Origin of the sequence: Vibrio sp. OPT41 (assembly GCF_015163595.1) — a bacterium.
GTDB classification, from domain to species: domain Bacteria; phylum Pseudomonadota; class Gammaproteobacteria; order Enterobacterales; family Vibrionaceae; genus Vibrio; species Vibrio alginolyticus.
On record NZ_JADDYH010000014.1, the window covers coordinates 480310 to 497368 of the forward strand.

Here is a 17059-nt window from a genome sequence, read left to right on the forward strand (position 1 = left end):
GAGCGACAAAACAACAGAGGCCAGTGCGTTGCCGATTACTCACCAAGCAACGCTCGTTGTGCTTTCGGCAGCTTGGCAACGACAAGAGCATAAGAGCGTTCACACAAGTCTTGAATCAACCCATCCTCGACATCACCGTTAAAATAAACCGTTATCCAATGACGCTTATTTAAGTGATAACCCGGGATAATATCCGTAAACTGCGACGTTAAGACTTCTCCATCTTCTGGTTTTACTTTTACGCTGACATACTCCCGACCGTTTCTCTCTGCAATGATGGCAAACATCTTGCCTTTGATTTTGTATACAAGCGCTTCAGGCCCAAATGGGAAATCGCTTTCTGCACACATGAAGGTACTTAAGTATTGTTCTAGTTCTTTGCTTTTCATATCCCCTGCCTCCTTCTGCGTTCTCATTCAAATTGTGGCAATAGCAATTTTAACGCCTGGTTAACCTGCTCTTTTTCATTGCCTTCTAAACCATGCAATAACGATTGCTGAACGTCTACATGCTCCAAAATTAGCTTGTCAATTAAGGTTAAGCCTTGCCCTGTTAGTTCAACGGTGACGCTACGTCGGTCTTCTTTACTATGGGTTCTGGTGATAAACCCTTTCTTCTCTAGTTTATCTAAGCGATTAGTCATCGCACCCGAAGTGAGCATCATCGACTCCATTAACGCTGAAGGAGTAAGCCAATATGGTGAACCAGCTCGACGCAGTGTCGCTAACACATCAAATTCACCCATTTTCAGGTCGTACTTCTTATGTAGCTCGGCGACCCTAGATTCCATGTGTTTTGCAATTCGCATTAGTCGACCCATTATTGCCATCGGTTCAGTGTCGAGGTCTGGCTTCTCCCTAGCCCACTGCTCTACCACTCTATCAATTGCATCCATTATTTCTCTCCAAACATCATATATTTTTTATTTTAACATAAAGATACTTTACAAAAAGCCACCTTGCCGATATCGTTACATTTAATTATCTCTACATAAAGATATTTAACATGAACATTTTACTTGCGATGATTCCTGCCTTTTTTTGGGGGACGACTTACGCTGTTACTCAGTTTACTCTACCGGACTGGCCTCCCGTTTTACTTGGCGCTCTAAGGGCACTGCCTGCGGGTCTTTTGTTGCTGGCAATAAAGCCCTCGTTTCCAAAAAGAAGTGAGTGGAAGGTGCTGCTTGTTTTAGGAACCATCAACATCGCTTGCTTCTTTGGTCTCATTTTTGTCATGGCTTTGACGCTTCCTTCTGCCATCTCTGGTGTTGGTATGGTTTCGGTCCCCGTTTTTGCGATGCTGTTTGGTTGGGCGGTCTACAAACGTCAGCCTAGTGGCATTCAAGCGATAAGCGGCGCAACTTTGATTGCTTTAGCTTGGTTCTTATTTGATCCTAGCTCTATTTCTCTCGAACCCGTGGGCTTACTTGCGATGATCTCCGCCATTATGTGCATCGTGATAGGAAGTAGCGTAACAAAGTCACTAGGTACAAAAATGCACTGGTGGACAGTGCTAACATGGCAGCTCATTTTGGGTGGCGTGATTATGTCTATCGCAACAAGTGTGCTGGCGATAAACAATCCAGAGCCATATGTTACGGTCGTTCAGGACGTATCCATGACGAATATTCTAGGGTTACTGTGGGTAATTATTCTGAACACCGCATTAGGGTATGGCATGTATGTATGGTTATTACAGCGGATGTCGGTCGTAGATTTTACCTTTGGTGGTATTGCAAACCCAGTCGCAGGCATTGTTTCGGGCCTACTGCTATTGGGGGAAACGTTCACTCCTCTGCAATACAGCTTAATGCTAGGAATGATCGTAATGTCATTACTACCTCAGCTCATTACGTCGATCAAAGCGAAAAGAGCCGCACTCTCCCTAAGTAACGTTAATTCCTAACACTCTAGAAGTAATGAGAGTGTTAGGAATCCTCAAGTGTGACCCCATCAGCAGAAATCAGCGCTAACCTAGGCAACTGACACCTTTAAAACGGTACGTTTTGACGTTATGGCTGTTAAGCGCTTGCAAGGTTAGTCAGGGGCTCTGGTTTAGCGTAAACATAACCTTGAATAAGGTAAATCGCATGCTGAGCCAGGTATTCGACTTGAGCCTGGCTCTCTACACCTTCTGCAATCATCTCACATTCCGCTTTGTTCGCTGCAGACACAATTGAGTCCAGCACTTTCAATTTTTGGTCGTCAGATCCTATTGGATCAATAAACATCTTATCCACTTTTAAACATCGGATGCCCAAATCTTGTAGGTAAGAAAAGCCACCATATCCGGTACCAAAATCGTCAATTTTGAACTTGTAGCCTTTATTCGTTAAATACAAAATCTCTTTTTTCGCGGCCTCAGTGTCTTTTACTGGTATTCTCTCGGTCAACTCAAAATGAATTCTATTCGAGATTGGCCAATTTAACTCCGACAGCAACTTCGTTAATACGCCTGACTCTAAATGGGAGGAAACAATATTGATGCTGACCCACGTATGCTCGGGCAAGTCACTTAAGTCTTGTATGATTTTACGAATAAGCTGATTGGTCATCGGGATAATCAGGCCACTTTCTTCTGCAGCACCAATAAACATATTTGGTGGCACCATTCCATCACGCCGCGACCATCGAATCAGAGCTTCGTATCCTACTGTCTTACCATCGCGACTATCGACAATCGCCTGGTAGTAAGGAATAAATTCTGCATTACTAATCCCATTTTCAATTAGACCAGTAATGGATTTTCTCAAGCTTTTACCAGATATGTATGCAAAGGCAGTCGCAAGACCAGTAAGCACACTTACAAGACCGCCCCACAAAAATACTCTTTCCTGAGCATAATTTTTAAGTTTTTCACCGCTGTATATCTTGATGAGCATGTTGGCTTGAGACTCTCCTGAAAAGAAAAACTCTTTTGAGAGTGCGTTTTCTTCTCCTGCAATATTCGCTTTGCCACGGCTTATCGTTAAATCACCAAATATTGGTTCATCATACTTAAACTCTACAAATAGGCAGTCTTTGCAAGGCGTTTTTATTACCTCGTTAACCCAACTGTTATCAAGCACCCAGAAAACTTCAACGTGTTCATTATCATAAATGACCATCCACTCTATTTGGTCATTCTGTTGCGGCAAAATAAGTGATGCGAAAAAGTTCTCATCCATCTGAAATCGTTCACTACTAGATGGGCGAGACACTTCACTACCAACCGTGGAACACGTTTTTCCGCCTTCTGTGGTCATCGCAATAAAACGAATGTAACGGTTATAAAAACGTGGGTCGCGTAAAGTTCTTACATCACTATCACTACAAGTAAAATCTAACTGAGCAATCTGCTTCACTATTGCTCCGTCCAAATAGGCAGACCTTTGATTTAAATAATCTACGTAAGCATCTATTTTCGACGCTTTTACCGAGTTGACGTAAAAGTTGGTTATCGAATGAAAGGCCACTACAAATATGGCGATGGGAACTAAGCCGAGTAAAATGGCATACCTTGTATTCTTTGTTATCAAAGTTCGTCCTGCTAATCTGTCAAGCAACCTAAGTGGGATATGAATACTATCTCATTTTTATAGTCCAAAAAGTGAGGAATGACGCTCAATAAAATTATAGACTCAAGTGGCTTTCAGATGTCGGGATTTAGAATGTGAGCACCAAACCACATTCGAGGAGAACAAAGTAGCGACTAAGTGAAAAGTAAGAACGAGCCCAACTGTTAAGTCATCCGTAATAAAAGTGACAACTTGGATCTTGAGCAATACTTTTTAGATAGGCAGCAGATACGCTAAAAAACAAAAAGGAAACGATTGATGCCAACCGCTTCCTTTATTTGTTATTGCTATTTAAAAGTGCGTGAATTACGCCACTTCAAGAATCACTTTTTCCAACTTATCTAGGCCTTCATTTAGCACGTCAGATTCGATGGTCAGTGGAGGTAACAGACGAATCACGTTCGCTTTTACTCCACAAGAAAGCAGGATAAGGCCGTTTTCTTGCGCTTTAGAAATCACCGCTTTGGTCATCTCTTGCAGTGGTTTGCCTGATTCTGGGTCAGTAAACTCAATCGCCATCATTGCACCAGTAGTGCGGATTTCACCGATAGCAGGTACTGACTGTTGCAGCTTAGTCATTCGTGCATTGACCACTTCACCAATGCCCATCGCTTTAGTGCACAAGTTTTCTTCTTCGATGATTTTCAGCACTTCAAGACCAGCAACACAACCGAGTGGCGAGCCTGCATAAGTACCACCTAAACCACCAGGCAGTGCGGAGTCCATTACATCCGCTTTACCAACAACAGCTGAGATTGGGAAACCACCAGCAATGCCTTTCGCCATTGTCATTAGATCGGGTTCAATGCCTAGGTGCTCCGTCGCAAACATTTTACCGGTACGGGCAAAACCCGTTTGGATCTCATCCGCAATCAGCATGATACCGTGCTTGTCACACAGCTGACGCAAGCCTTGTGCAAACGCTTCAGGTGCTTTGTAGAAGCCGCCCTCACCTTGTACTGGCTCGAAGATGATCGCCGCAACACGTGATGGTTCAATATCACAAGCAAATAGATCGTCGATCGCTTGTAAGCTTTGCTCAACGCTGATGCCGTGAAACGCATTTGGGTAAGGCGCGTGGTAGATTTCGTTCGGGAAAGGACCAAAGCCCGCTTTGTACGGCGCAACTTTACCAGTTAACCCCATCGTCATGTTTGTGCGACCGTGAAAGCCGCCTTTAAACGCTATCACGCCGCTACGGCCTGTATGAGCGCGTGCCACTTTTACGGCATTTTCGACCGCCTCGGCGCCAGTGGTTAGAAAGATCGCTTTCTTCTTAGTCTCACCTGGTACAAGTTCTGTCAGCTTTTCAGCCAGCTCTACGAATGACGCGTATGGCGTAACCATCGCACACGTGTGTGAGAAATTGTCCAGCTGAGCTTTTACCGCTTCGCTAATGCGCTTGTGAGAATGCCCGGTGTTAGTTACCGCGATACCCGCTGCAAAGTCTATGTATTTGTTGCCTTCGATATCCCATACGTAAGCGTTTTCTGCTTTCTCTACGTAAAGTGGGTACAGTGCGCCCATGCCTTGAGCGATAACTTGGCTTCTTCTTTCGTGCAGTTGTTGATTTGTCATTGTTTTGTCCTTAATTAGTTGCCGCCAAAGCAGAGATATTTCACGTCCATATATTCATCGATACCTTGTTTTGCTCCTTCGCGTCCGATGCCGGACTGCTTAACACCGCCGAAAGGAGCGACTTCAGTAGAAATCATGCCTTCGTTAATGCCAACCATGCCGTATTCGAGCGCTTCTGCGATTTTCCAAACACGGTGAATGTTTTGGCTGTAGAAGTACGACGCAAGACCGTAGATGGTGTCGTTCGCCATTTCGATCAGCTGTGCGTCACTGTCAAAACGAATCACTGGTGCGACAGGACCAAAGATTTCCTCAGAGACAATCTTCATGTCGTGAGTAACGTCTTTGAGAACCACTGGCTGCATAAATAGACCATCGAGCTTTTTAAGTTCTGAAACCGGCTTCGCGCCTTGCTCGATAGCACCATCGATCAACGCTTGAATGCCTTGCTTCGCTGACTCGCTGATCACTGGACCAATGTTGACCCCCTCTTCCAATCCGTTACCAACTTTGAGCTGCTGAACCGCAGCGTCAAACTTAGCAACGAACTCGTCATACACTTTGCTGTGTACGTAGAAACGGTTCGCACACACACACGTTTGGCCTGCGTTACGGAACTTCGACGCCATCGCACCCGCCACGGCTGCATCAATGTCGGCATCATCGAATACGATAAACGGCGCGTTGCCACCGAGCTCCATTGAGGTACGTTTGATGTCAGCCGCGCTTTGCTGCATCAGCACGCTACCGACTTGAGTAGAGCCAGTGAAAGACAACTTACGAATCAACGGGTGTGAAGTGAAGATAGCACCGACCTGACGGGAGTTTTCCCCCAATACCACTTGCAGCACATCGCGTGGGATACCCGCTTGATAGGCAAGCTCTGCAACCGCAAACGCAGACAGCGGCGTAGATTCAGATGGTTTTACCACAAAGCTACAGCCTGCTGCTAAAGCTGGCCCTGCTTTGCGCGTGATCATCGCAATTGGGAAGTTCCAAGGTGTAATCGCACAGGCGACACCAATTGGCTGTTTGATGGTCACCAAACGCTTGTCCGCACTTGGCGCAGGAATCGTCTCACCGTAGGTACGCTTCGCTTCTTCAGCAAACCATTCGATAAAGCTCGCGCCGTAAAGCACTTCACCTTGAGCTTCCGCTAGCGGCTTACCTTGCTCTAACGTCATCAAACGGCCAAGGTCGGCTTTGTTTTCTAACAGGAGTTGGAACCAACGATTGAGCATGCCAGCACGCATTTTTGCTGGCAGTGCCGCCCACTCTTTCTGCGCCACACTGGCACGTTCAATGCCATTTGAAATGTCGTTTTCGGTTGAAACTGGTGCGTACCCGAGGAGTTCTCCGGTCGCCGGATTAGTCACTGCAATGCCCTGTTGTGGATTCGCTACCATAAACGAAACAAGGCTTTGGTTTTGTATCTGTTGCATGGTCATTCCTTTTGACAACTCATCATCGCCGCTAAGCCAGCGGCGAGTTTATGTTTAAGCAGGGATCTGCTGCGTAATACAGTGAATGTTCCCTCCGCCGAGTAGAACCTCTCTCGACGGTATCGCGATGATTTGGTATTCCGGCATCGCGTTTTGCAAAATATCGATCGCCATAGCGTCGGTCTCTTCGTCCAGCATCGGCAAGAACACATGCTCGTTGACGATAAGAAAGTTCGCATAAGAGGCACTTAGGCGTTCGCCAGCTTGTCGACTCATTCCTGAACTGGCGTCAATGCCATTGGCTTCGCGCTCGCTGTAATGCAACGGACCCGGTAATGGCAAACGGACAATTTCAATCTCGCGTCCTTTCGCATCGTGCTGCGATTTCAGTACTTGTTCCGCTTGACGAGATAACGCGTATTGCAGATCACTTGGGTCATCGGTCCAACTCAGTACCACCTTACCCGGTGCGATCACGTGCATCAGGTTGTCAACATGGCCGTCTGTTTCGTCATTGAATAAACCATTTGGCAACCAAATGACTTTTTCGATACCGAGATACGCCTTTAACTGCTCTTCGATTTGCGCTTTGCTCAATTGCGGATTTCGCCCCGGACTGAGTAAGCACTCTTCTGTGGTGTAAAGGGTGCCTTCACCATCGGTGTGAATCGCCCCTCCTTCAAGTACAAACGGAGCACGGTAATGATCAATACCGATGATGTCGCATACCGAGCCAGCGACAAGATCGTCCTGCTGCCAGTTATCGTAAAGCCCGTTGTACTCGCCGCCCCACGCGTTAAATTGCCAACTAATCCCACGGCGCTCACCCGCCTGATTCACAAGCACGGTCGGCCCAATATCGCGCATCCACGCATCGTTAAATGGGATTTCCACCAAACGTACGTCTGAGTGGAGCATTTGACGCGCTCGGTCAAAGTTGTGCGAGCATACCGCCACGCACACCTTGGTCACTTCCGCGATTAAGTTCGCGATTCTGGCGAAAGTCTCTTGCGCGGGTAACGCGTCATCACGCCAGTTGTCTTTCCTTTCAGGCCACGCTAGCCAAACTTCACTAACCGGCTGAAACTCAGCCGGAAAATAGAAGCCATCTTGCGCTGGTGTTGTCGATAACTTCATTTAAATGCCTCTTTAAACGGCTAGTTTGCCAACGCTGGTGTAAAGGTCTGGACGACGGTCGCGGAACAAGCCCCATGCGTGACGCGCTTTCGCTGTCGCAGCAAGGTCGATTTCTGCGTAAATGATGGTTTCACCTTCACGTGGTGCTTCGGCAATTTTTGCGCCAGTGTGGTCAGTGATAAAAGAAGAACCGTAGAACGTGGTCTCGATACCATCATCGACTTCAGTGCCCACTCGGTTTGACGCAATCACTGGAACGAGGTTTGCTGCCGAGTGACCTTGCATTGTACGTTGCCAGTGGTCACGTGAATCCAGTGTCGGATCTTGAGGCTCAGAACCGATTGCAGTTGGGTAAAAAATCGCTTCCGCGCCGTGCAGAGCCAAGCTGCGTGCAAGCTCTGGAAACCATTGGTCCCAGCAAATGCCAGCACCGAACTTACCGAACTTGGTTTGCCACACTTTGAAACCGGTATCGCCAGGGCTAAAGTAGTACTTCTCGCTGTAGCCCGGGCCGTCAGGAATGTGTGACTTGCGGTAGTTATCTAGTACCGTACCATCGGCATCAATCATCACTAGCGAGTTAAAAAACGTATTGCCCGCTTTTTCAAAGTAGCTGACAGGAATCACCACGCCGAGCTCTTTAGCCAACGCACTCATCTCTTTAATAAGACGACAATTCTCCGTTTCTTCTGCAAGCTCGAAATACTTTGCTTCTTGTTTTTTGCAGAAGTAAGGCGCAGCGAACAGCTCTTGCGGAAGAATCACGTTCGCACCGTTTTGTGCTGCTTCACGAATCGCCTTTTTTGCTTTGGCTAAGTTATCTTCCAGATCCCAGCTTTTCGTCAGTTGAAGGGCTGCAAATTTCACTACTTTGCTCATTGGATATTCCTTATCTCTTAAATCGCCAGTTTGTCACGTAGGTTATAGTAAGCCGCGCCCATTGCCGTAAACGGAATTTGGAAGTGGCGGCCCCCCGGGAAGGAGTAATGTTTCAGTGCAGCAAACGCGTCAAAGCGTTCTGCGTGTCCGGTCAGAGCTTCGGCCAGCAACTTACCTGCTAGGTGAGTACACGTTACACCGTGACCGCTGTAGCCTTGTAGGTAGTAAATGTTGTCTGCAAACGAGCCAAATTGCGGCATGCGTGAGTAAGTCAGCAAGAAGTTACCTGTCCAGGTGTAATCAATCTTGATGCCTCTCAATTGTGGGAAGACTTTTTCCATCTTCGGACGGATCAGTGCTTCGATGTTTTCTGGGTCACGTGCTCCGTAAACCACACCACCTCCGAACAACAAACGCTTGTCGGCGGTTAAGCGGAAGTAGTCAAGCAAGTAGTTACAGTCTTCAACGCAGTAGTCGCTAGTCAGCACTTGTTTTAGCTGCTCATCACTCAAAGGCTGAGTCGCCACCACTTGTGTGCCGCACGGGATCGCTTTGTTGCTGATGTTTGGTGCCAAACCACCAAGGTAGGCGTTACCTGCCAAAACCACGTACTTGCTCTTCACGCTGCCTTGCGCTGTTTTCACTACTGGGTTAATCCCTTTGTCAATCGATACGACCGCCGACTGCTCAAAGATTTGGCCACCCAGAGAAATAAACGCAGCGGCTTCACCTAACGCGAGTTTAAGCGGGTGAATGTGACCACCGCGCATATCCAACAAGCCACCAGTGTACACTTTGGTCCCTACCGCTTGTTCTACTTCTCCTGCGTCAAGCAGAGTCAGTTGGTCGTTGCCGTAACGCTCCCAGTTCTTCTTATGTTCTTCTAGCCCTTTGAGTTGTTTACTGTTCAGTGCCGTGAACAAGCCGCCTTGCTTGTAATCACAGTTGATGTCGTATTTGTCGATCAGACCACGGATGATATCGCCGCCTTCAAAAATCATATCGCACAGAGCTTTGGCTTGGTTTTGGTCGTAACGGCTTTCAATCACGTCAACATCTCGGCTGTAGCTGTTAACGATTTGGCCACCGTTACGACCAGTTGCTCCAAAGCCCACTTTTGCGCTTTCTAGCACAACAACTTTAAAACCTTTTTCTGCAAGGTGTAGTGCAGAAGAAAGACCAGAAAATCCCGCACCGACTACACACACATCGCACTCGATGTCGTTTTGCAACTGTGGGTATTCCGGCATGTTTGGCACAGAGTGCGCGTAGAACGAATCCGTATGCTTGTTCATAGAACTATTCCTTTATTTATCGTAATCGTCAGCAGGCTTAAGGATGGAGGCGAATCCAAGTGGTTTTGGTTTCGGTGAATTTTGCAATCGCGTGGAGAGACTTGTCTCGACCATTTCCGCTCATTTTGAATCCGCCAAATGGGACCGTCATGTCACCTTCGTTGTAGTTGTTGACCCAAACCGAGCCGGCTTGCAGTCGTTTTGCTACGCGATGAACGCGGTTGATATTGCTGCTCCAAAGTGCAGCACCTAAGCCGTACTTCGAATCGTTAGCGATCTCAATTGCTTGCGCTTCATCTTTGAATGGAATGACACACAGCACCGGACCAAAAATTTCCTCTTGAGCGACACGCATCTTGTTGTCGACGTTGTCTAAAATGGTTGGGGAAACAAATGCGCCCTGCCCATCGACATCGCCACCACAACGTACGTTTGCACCTTCTGATTCACCTAACGAGATGTATTCCAATACTTTTGATTTATGATCTTGGTCGATGAGTGCACCCATGGATGAACTTGGGTCCATTGGGTCTTTTGGCGTGAACGCTTTCGACGCTTGAATAACTTTTTCTATAAACTGATCTTTGATGCTTTCGTGAACAAGCAGGCGGGTTGCCGCGACGCACACCTCACCTTGGTTGTAGAAACACCCTGCGGCGGTGTCTGCTGCTGCGCGGTCTAAATCATCACAATCTTCAAACACGATGTTCGCGTTCTTGCCGCCCGCTTCTGCAAACACACGCTTTAGGTTGCTCTCACCCGATCTGACCATCAGTTGACCTGCAATGCGCGTCGAGCCTGTGAAGGCGATGCAGTCTACGTCTTGGTGTTTCGCCAGCGCGTCGCCAGCTTCATGACCAAAACCCGTAACGACTTGGAAAACGCCTGTTGGTAAGCCCGCTTGAGAAGCAAGTTGACCTAGGAATATCGCGGTGAGAGAAGATTTTTCTGACGGTTTTAGAATCACGCTATTACCAGCCGCTAAAGCAGGGCCAAGCTTCCAGCACGCAAGCCAAAGTGGGAAGTTCCACGGTACAACCGCAGCAACCACACCAATCGGTTGATGAGAAATAAAAGCGTGTACATCTTTTTCGGTTGGGGCAACTTCGCCGTATACTTTGTCGATTGCTTCTGCGTACCAGCGTAATGCACTCGCCGCACCAGGAATATCGGTAGAGAAGCTGTGAGAGATAGGCTTACCGGTATCAAGCGTTTCTAGCAGAGCCAATTCTTCTTGGTTTTGATCAATCAAGTCAGCAAACTGTTTAAGCACTGCTTTGCGATGAGCTGGGCTGCTCTCGCTCCACTGACCGGATTGAAATGCTTGGCGAGCGTATGAAACTGCGAGATCAACATCTTCATTTTGGCAACGGGCGATTTCGGTGAATATCTCATCTGTTGCTGGGTTAACTACCGGGATGGTTTGCCCTGTTAAAGCAGCACTGTATTCACCGTTAATGTACGCCCTGTTTTCGATGTTTAGATTGTTTTTTAGTTCAATCCATTGCTCTTGGGTTTTCATACGCTCTCCTTGTGATCACACAAGGCAAGCCCCCACTAAAATGTGGTTGGCGTATGCGCACTTATCATTCGACAAGCCTTGTCTGTGTGATTTGTAAATCGATGGGGCTTCGTCGTATCAATAATGTACGACTCGCCCGCTGTTATGACATGAGATTGCCCTTTATATTCCAGAGTGATTTCACCCTCTAATACGGTGCCAATCTCTTCGCCTTCGTGTTTGATTTCTGCCGCACCAGTGGTTCCATAAGGTGCGTATTCCTCGATCAAGAATCCGATGACTTGATCTTTGTCGCCATTCGTTACCAGTTTCATGGACACCGTCTCGCTCCCGATTTCCACAAGATCTGACGGCTTGATGACTACTTTCACTTCATCGTTCGAAGGTTGTTCAAAAGTGAAAAACTCTGATAACGATAAAGAAAATACATTAACGATTTTTTGTAGTGAGCTGACCGACGGGCTCACTTTGCCATTTTCAATGGATGAGATTGCACTGTGGGTAATACCAGCGCGCTCGGCTAGTTCCCTTTGTGACAATCCATGTTTTTTTCGTAACTGAACAATATTTTTACCAATCTCTTGATTGTCCATTCATACAGCTCCAAACGTTTAACGAGAGGTAGCCATCATAAATTCATTGAACAAAATTTGAGAGAAATGATTGGTTTTTGCTTCCCATTCTGGGTGCCACTGCACGCCAACGAAAAATTTTTGATTAGGAAGACTAAATGCTTCTACCAAGCCATCCGGGGCTTTAGCTTCTACTTGTAATAGAGGAGCAAGCTGATCGACGCCTTGGTTGTGTAGTGTGTTCACTTCAAAGAAGGTGGTATTTTCCCAATGATTTTGCACCAGCCATTGTTCAAATAAGCTCTGCTTTTGAACTAGCACAGCGTGTGCTGGCGCGTATTTTTGTTCGAAATCTTCAACAGGCGCTTCACGATGGTCATTGAAGCCGGAGTCATGAACGGCTGGGTTTAACGAGCCACCAAGTGCGACATTCATCTCTTGAAAGCCGCGGCAAATACCAAGGCACGGAATGTTTTGGTCAACCGCATGACGAATTAACGTGAATGAGAGCTCATCACGAGCTTCATCTTTGTAGCTCTCTTCGTGCGTTGCATTGTATCGATGTGGCGCAACGTTAGAGTGGCTGCCAGGAAAAAGAAAACCATCACATATGTCTAGGATGGTGGTTACGTCATCGACCGACATGTCGGGAGCCAACATAATCGGTAGTCCTCCAAAATCCTTTATGGCGCGAAGGTAAAAGTCGTTGACCGCTTGTATCTGATAGCCACCCAACTCTTTAGCGCAGCTAACCACACCAATGATGGGTTTGTGTGTATCTGCCATGATATGTCCGTGTTCAATTTATTTAACACAAACCCTACAAACCATGTACAAAATTATCAACACAGATGACCATTATTATCGTCACAACGTGATCTGGCGCACTTTTTAGGCTTCAAAACTGAATATTTATGCTCATTATATTGAACAAAACAAAACCAACCGTTACAAAATAGTTAACAGAAAGACATAAAAACCAGCCGTTAAACATCAAAAGCACAGTGTAAGTGCATGTTTAAATTAAAAATAACCTGAAAAACAAACAACTCGTTCAGAGTGCTGTAATTTATTTGTTAATTTGGTTATTTCTAATTTCTACTCGTCAGGCTATTTGGAGAAGAAAATGGAATCGTATCTACAGGAAGTACAAAATTTTAAACAAAAATGGCCCGATATTGAATTTATCGATCTCATCTTTACCGATATAAATGCCACCCCAAGAGGAAAACGCATCCCGATAGATGCTCTAGAAAAACTGAATAAAGGTGTTGCCCTCCCCCTTTCGACCATCACCCTAGATACCAAAGGTAACGTCGTTGAAACGGCCGGGTTGGGAGAAGATCTCGGAGAACCAGATAATCTCTGCTATCCAATCAGCGGCACCTTAATGCCGACGGCAAAAGAACAAGTTGGTCAGCTACTGCTTAGTATGATGGATGAAACCGGGCAGCACCCTAACCCACTGTTCATCCGAAACATTCTCGCTTCTATATTGCAAACACTGCATGCTAAAGACCAATATCCTTGTGTCGCGCTCGAGCTGGAGTTCTATTTAATAGACAAAACCCGCGGCGAAAATGGCGAACCATTAACGGCAATTAACCCCACGAAAAAAACTCGAGAAAAAGATACCGAGGTTTACGACCTTGATGGACTAGATGACTACGCTGATTTCTTGGCCGACCTTAATCGAATTGCATTAGAACAAGGTTTAAACACTTCCGGAGCCCTATCTGAATCGGCCCCAGGGCAGTTCGAAATCAACTTCAACCATTCTAAAGATGTACTTCGAGCATGTGATGAAATCATCATCGCAAAACGCTTGATTCGCCAGGTCGCTCATCAGCACGGATTTGACGCCACATTTATGGCGAAACCTTTTAGTGAGCAAGCGGGTAATGGCATGCACATTCATCTCAGCTTGGTTGATACAGATGGTAACAACCACTTTAGCCAATCAGACGGTCAAGCGAGCGCCTTCTTCTATCAAACCATGGCAGCGATGCTGTCACAAACATCCGATGCCATGGCCCTAATCTGTCCTAACGTTAACTCTTACCGTCGCTTTGTTCCTGGCGCTTACGTCCCGACCAAAGCCGATTGGGGAGAAAACCACCGCGGTGTTGCGTTGCGTGTGCCTATCAGCGATAGCAAAAATCGCCGTATAGAGCATCGTATAGCAGGCGCTGACGTTAACCCATACATTCTCGCTGCAGTAGTACTTTCCGCAGTATTAGCGAGTGAAAGCTACACCAAAGATCAATGTCCACCGACTCTCAGTGATGATGCAATTGAGTTACCTCTGCGTATGTCAGAAGCTCTAGAGCGACTGGAGCACAGTGAGCTAGCTCAATACATCTCAAGAGATTTTATCGATTTGTATCTAGCTTGCAAACAGAGTGAACTCGCAGAATTTGAGCGAGCGATTACTCCATTGGAAATCGACTGGATGTTGCACTCGGCATAAACAAAGGAAATGAACTTTATGACTACGCAGACCAAGGCGCTGGATGCGCCTCTTAAAATCAACTCTCAACACATTATTGTTTCTTTAATCTCGGTTGCGACGTTTGTCTTTTTTACCACAATCGGTTTGAACCATGAGGAAGGCGAAGCCTACGGATGGATGAGTCTTTTACCAACGGCGTTGGTATTGGTCTTTGCGCTGACAACACACCGAACTGTGGAAGCCCTCTTTAGCGGCGCTATTGCCGGTGTTCTTCTGCTTAACCCAACTGAAGCGGTAGAACAGATTGTTGATATTTCCATGAGTGTAATGATGGATGAAACTATTGCCTGGATCATCCTCGTTTGTGGTTTGATGGGCGGCCTAATTGCTATTTTGGAGAAAGGCGGCAGTATCTTAAGCTTCTCCGACATGTTGGTCACGAAAGTAAAAAGCCGTAAGCAATCGATGCTGATGACCTTTGCGTTAGGTATTCTGATCTTTATCGACGATTATTTGAATGCGATTGCAATTTCTTCCTCAATGAAAAAAGTTACGGACGGCTACCAAATCTCGCGTGAAAAGCTCTCATATCTTGTGGATTCAACCGCCGCGCCTATCTGTATCCTCGTACCGATTTCCACTTGGGCAATTTTCTTCAGTTCGTTGCTAGAAGCAAACGGAGTAGCAGAAGCGGGAGATGGTATCAAAGCATACATTGAAGCTATTCCATACATGGCTTACGGCTGGGTAACGCTGGTGATTGTTTTGCTGGTTGCAATGGAAAAGATCCCAGATCTAGGTGCGATGAAAAAGGCAGAAAAGCGTGCGAAGAATGGTCAAGTTCGTCCAGACGGTGCAACAGATGTCGACTTTGGTCCCGATGTATCTGCACATACCAACCCAACCATGGGCCTTGTCAACTTCTTGTTGCCGATGATCGTACTCGTTGCCGCAAGTTGGTACTTTGGTATCGATCTACTTGCTGGTGTTTTCGTCGCGCTAATCTTTACTATTAGCTTTTACGGCGCACAAAAACTGATCTCGATGAACGACATGTTCGAAGCTGTTTATGATGGCATTAAGGTTATGCTACTGCCGCTTGCGACCGTTATTGGTGGTTTCATGTTGAAATCGGTCAACGACTCATTGGGCGTCACGCAGTATGTCATTGAGACCGTCAGCCCTTACCTGTCAGCGTCTTACTTCCCGGCGATTATCTTTATGATTACGGGCGCGTTGGTATTTGCAACGGCATCGTCTTGGGGAACGTTTGCAGTAGCGATGCCAATTGTTCTACCTTTGGGCGAACAGCTTGGTGTGCCTCTACACTTAACCGTTGCAGCGCTGCTTTCAGCATCAGCGGCAGGGAGCCACTCTTGTTTCTTTAGTGACTCAACCGTGTTATCTGCACAAGGTTCGGGCTGTACAGCAATGCAACACGCAACCACACAGTTTCCTTATGCGTTGATTGGTATTGTTGCAACCGCGATTTTCTTCTTCATCATCGGTTAGCCCCTTTATCTAATTGCAAAACCCTGCTCAAAAATAGCGGGGTTTTGTTCTATCAAGTCAAATGATCCTCTTAAAACTACTTTACGCCCGTTCAGTATAAAAATACTCAAAGATATACAGCTGCACTCAATAAGGGTTTGGTAAACCTAATATTTTTGGTTTACGCTTAGCGAAGCGTTTATTGTGCAACAAGGCAGCTTTTGAGTAACTTAAATGCCGCCTTAATACAGTGTTAACGGTTGGAGAGACATGAAAAAGTTAGCCCATGAGATATGGATATTTGACGGAGATCCCGTCCAATTCTTAGGACTCCCATACACCACTCGTATGACTATTGTTAGGCTTTCTGATGGTGGCCTTTGGATTCATAGTCCAATTAAGTTATCAAATTCGATTAGAGAGCAAATCAACAATCTAGGCCAAGTGAAATACTTAATCGCTCCTAATCATTTACACCACTTGTTCTTATCTGAATGGGTATCTGCCTATCCTAGCGCAGAAGTTTATGGCACAGATGAAGTCATTAAGAAGTGCCGTGATATACACTTTCACGCTTCACTTAACCAAGGCGGTAATGCTTGGAACTCTGAGATTGAACAAGAACTATTTTCTGGCTCTCCATTAATGGAAGAGTGTGTGTTTTATCATCGACGTTCAAAGACCTTAATTGTTACTGACCTCGTCGAGAATTTTTCTGGCCAGAACTTTAACTACTGGCAGCGGTTTGTGGCTAAAGGGGCCGGTATTCTTGCTCCGAATGGAAAAATGCCTTTGGATTGGCGCCTAAGTTTTATGTTTAGCAAACAAGAGGCTCGAAAACACTTAAATAAATTGCTGTCTTGGAAACCTAATATATTGGTTATGGCTCACGGCGAAATCGTCCTTGATAATGCAGACGAGTTCTTACAGCGCTCTTTTAAGTGGCTAGTATGAGACAACATTGAAAACTCACACAACAGAATAGACAAGAAGCTATTTTATAACATTAGGCCCTTTTAGCTTAGTCTTAGGGGGCAATTTACAGAACTACACGTTATGTTTAACGATAAGCTCCCCTATTCCTCTTAATTGAGCATTATGCAGCAATTTAAAATTCCGTTAGAATTGCACT

15 protein-coding genes are annotated in these 17059 nt (G+C 46.1%); 4 read left to right on the top strand and 11 right to left on the bottom strand.

Annotation, left to right across the window (positions count from 1 at the left end; all coding sequences use genetic code 11):
- Positions 1 to 35 precede the first annotated feature (35 nt).
- Positions 36 to 389 (bottom strand): MmcQ/YjbR family DNA-binding protein, encoded by a 354-nt coding sequence (locus IQP38_RS05775; RefSeq protein WP_017633985.1) that lies wholly within the window; start codon positions 387 to 389, stop codon positions 36 to 38.
- Positions 390 to 412: 23 nt separating this feature from the next.
- On the bottom strand, positions 413 to 895 hold the full coding sequence (locus IQP38_RS05780; protein WP_193837417.1) for a MarR family winged helix-turn-helix transcriptional regulator: 483 nt from the start codon (positions 893 to 895) through the stop codon (positions 413 to 415).
- A gap of 110 nt (positions 896 to 1005) precedes the next feature.
- Here IQP38_RS05780 and IQP38_RS05785 point away from each other — a divergent pair, with 110 nt between their 5' ends.
- Positions 1006 to 1908: a DMT family transporter gene (locus IQP38_RS05785; protein WP_193837418.1), complete on the top strand. Its 903-nt coding sequence runs from the start codon at positions 1006 to 1008 to the stop codon at positions 1906 to 1908.
- Positions 1909 to 2023: 115 nt separating this feature from the next.
- Here the strand turns inward: IQP38_RS05785 and IQP38_RS05790 are convergent, their stop codons facing one another.
- The 9 genes from IQP38_RS05790 to IQP38_RS05830 all read right to left on the bottom strand — a co-directional run bounded on the left by IQP38_RS05790 (position 2024) and on the right by IQP38_RS05830 (position 12770).
- Positions 2024 to 3520 (bottom strand): EAL domain-containing protein, encoded by a 1497-nt coding sequence (locus tag IQP38_RS05790; RefSeq protein WP_228009998.1) that lies wholly within the window; start codon positions 3518 to 3520, stop codon positions 2024 to 2026.
- Positions 3521 to 3865: 345 nt separating this feature from the next.
- Positions 3866 to 5137, bottom strand: a complete 1272-nt coding sequence (gabT, locus tag IQP38_RS05795) for a 4-aminobutyrate--2-oxoglutarate transaminase (protein WP_193837419.1) — start codon at positions 5135 to 5137, stop codon at positions 3866 to 3868.
- Between the two features lie 14 nt (positions 5138 to 5151).
- Complete coding sequence (locus IQP38_RS05800) at positions 5152 to 6579, bottom strand: NAD-dependent succinate-semialdehyde dehydrogenase (RefSeq protein WP_193837420.1); 1428 nt, start codon at positions 6577 to 6579, stop codon at positions 5152 to 5154.
- A gap of 54 nt (positions 6580 to 6633) precedes the next feature.
- The gene (gene aguA / locus IQP38_RS05805; RefSeq protein WP_193837421.1) at positions 6634 to 7716 is read right to left on the bottom strand and encodes an agmatine deiminase; all 1083 of its coding nucleotides are present in this window, start codon (positions 7714 to 7716) and stop codon (positions 6634 to 6636) included.
- Positions 7717 to 7728: 12 nt separating this feature from the next.
- On the bottom strand, positions 7729 to 8595 hold the full coding sequence (aguB, locus tag IQP38_RS05810; protein ID WP_140100406.1) for an N-carbamoylputrescine amidase: 867 nt from the start codon (positions 8593 to 8595) through the stop codon (positions 7729 to 7731).
- Positions 8596 to 8612: 17 nt separating this feature from the next.
- Complete coding sequence (locus IQP38_RS05815; protein ID WP_193837422.1) at positions 8613 to 9890, bottom strand: NAD(P)/FAD-dependent oxidoreductase; 1278 nt, start codon at positions 9888 to 9890, stop codon at positions 8613 to 8615.
- 37 nt (positions 9891 to 9927) lie between these two features.
- On the bottom strand, positions 9928 to 11412 hold the full coding sequence (locus IQP38_RS05820; RefSeq protein ID WP_176310937.1) for an aldehyde dehydrogenase: 1485 nt from the start codon (positions 11410 to 11412) through the stop codon (positions 9928 to 9930).
- 35 nt (positions 11413 to 11447) lie between these two features.
- Positions 11448 to 12005 (bottom strand): HTH-type transcriptional regulator PuuR, encoded by a 558-nt coding sequence (puuR, locus tag IQP38_RS05825; RefSeq protein WP_005377813.1) that lies wholly within the window; start codon positions 12003 to 12005, stop codon positions 11448 to 11450.
- Positions 12006 to 12023: 18 nt separating this feature from the next.
- A complete protein-coding gene (locus IQP38_RS05830; RefSeq protein WP_017633975.1) occupies positions 12024 to 12770 on the bottom strand; it encodes a gamma-glutamyl-gamma-aminobutyrate hydrolase family protein in 747 nt (248 codons plus the stop codon).
- Between the two features lie 340 nt (positions 12771 to 13110).
- Between IQP38_RS05830 and IQP38_RS05835 the strand changes: the two genes are divergently transcribed.
- From IQP38_RS05835 to IQP38_RS05845, 3 genes are all read left to right on the top strand, one after another.
- Positions 13111 to 14454 carry a glutamine synthetase family protein gene (locus IQP38_RS05835; RefSeq protein WP_005377815.1) on the top strand — a complete coding sequence of 448 codons (1344 nt, stop codon included), beginning with the start codon at positions 13111 to 13113 and terminating at the stop codon, positions 14452 to 14454.
- Between the two features lie 18 nt (positions 14455 to 14472).
- A complete protein-coding gene (locus tag IQP38_RS05840; RefSeq protein ID WP_005377816.1) occupies positions 14473 to 15948 on the top strand; it encodes a Na+/H+ antiporter NhaC family protein in 1476 nt (491 codons plus the stop codon).
- 249 nt (positions 15949 to 16197) lie between these two features.
- On the top strand, positions 16198 to 16881 hold the full coding sequence (locus tag IQP38_RS05845; protein ID WP_033905192.1) for a DUF4336 domain-containing protein: 684 nt from the start codon (positions 16198 to 16200) through the stop codon (positions 16879 to 16881).
- Positions 16882 to 17059: the final 178 nt, after the last annotated feature.

Bases quoted from the DNA above. Each gene is read 5' to 3' on its own strand.
- puuR (WP_005377813.1), bottom strand. From the start codon at position 12,005: ATGGACAATCAAGAGATTGGTAAAAATATTGTTCAGTTACGAAAAAAA.
- IQP38_RS05820 (WP_176310937.1), bottom strand. From the start codon at position 11,412: ATGAAAACCCAAGAGCAATGGATTGAACTAAAAAACAATCTAAACATC.
- IQP38_RS05830 (WP_017633975.1), bottom strand. From the start codon at position 12,770: ATGGCAGATACACACAAACCCATCATTGGTGTGGTTAGCTGCGCTAAA.
- aguA (WP_193837421.1), bottom strand. From the start codon at position 7,716: ATGAAGTTATCGACAACACCAGCGCAAGATGGCTTCTATTTTCCGGCT.
- IQP38_RS05835 (WP_005377815.1), top strand. From the start codon at position 13,111: ATGGAATCGTATCTACAGGAAGTACAAAATTTTAAACAAAAATGGCCC.
- gabT (WP_193837419.1), bottom strand. From the start codon at position 5,137: ATGACAAATCAACAACTGCACGAAAGAAGAAGCCAAGTTATCGCTCAA.
- IQP38_RS05785 (WP_193837418.1), top strand. From the start codon at position 1,006: ATGAACATTTTACTTGCGATGATTCCTGCCTTTTTTTGGGGGACGACT.
- IQP38_RS05800 (WP_193837420.1), bottom strand. From the start codon at position 6,579: ATGCAACAGATACAAAACCAAAGCCTTGTTTCGTTTATGGTAGCGAAT.
- IQP38_RS05780 (WP_193837417.1), bottom strand. From the start codon at position 895: ATGGATGCAATTGATAGAGTGGTAGAGCAGTGGGCTAGGGAGAAGCCA.
- IQP38_RS05775 (WP_017633985.1), bottom strand. From the start codon at position 389: ATGAAAAGCAAAGAACTAGAACAATACTTAAGTACCTTCATGTGTGCA.
- IQP38_RS05845 (WP_033905192.1), top strand. From the start codon at position 16,198: ATGAAAAAGTTAGCCCATGAGATATGGATATTTGACGGAGATCCCGTC.
- aguB (WP_140100406.1), bottom strand. From the start codon at position 8,595: ATGAGCAAAGTAGTGAAATTTGCAGCCCTTCAACTGACGAAAAGCTGG.
- IQP38_RS05815 (WP_193837422.1), bottom strand. From the start codon at position 9,890: ATGAACAAGCATACGGATTCGTTCTACGCGCACTCTGTGCCAAACATG.
- IQP38_RS05840 (WP_005377816.1), top strand. From the start codon at position 14,473: ATGACTACGCAGACCAAGGCGCTGGATGCGCCTCTTAAAATCAACTCT.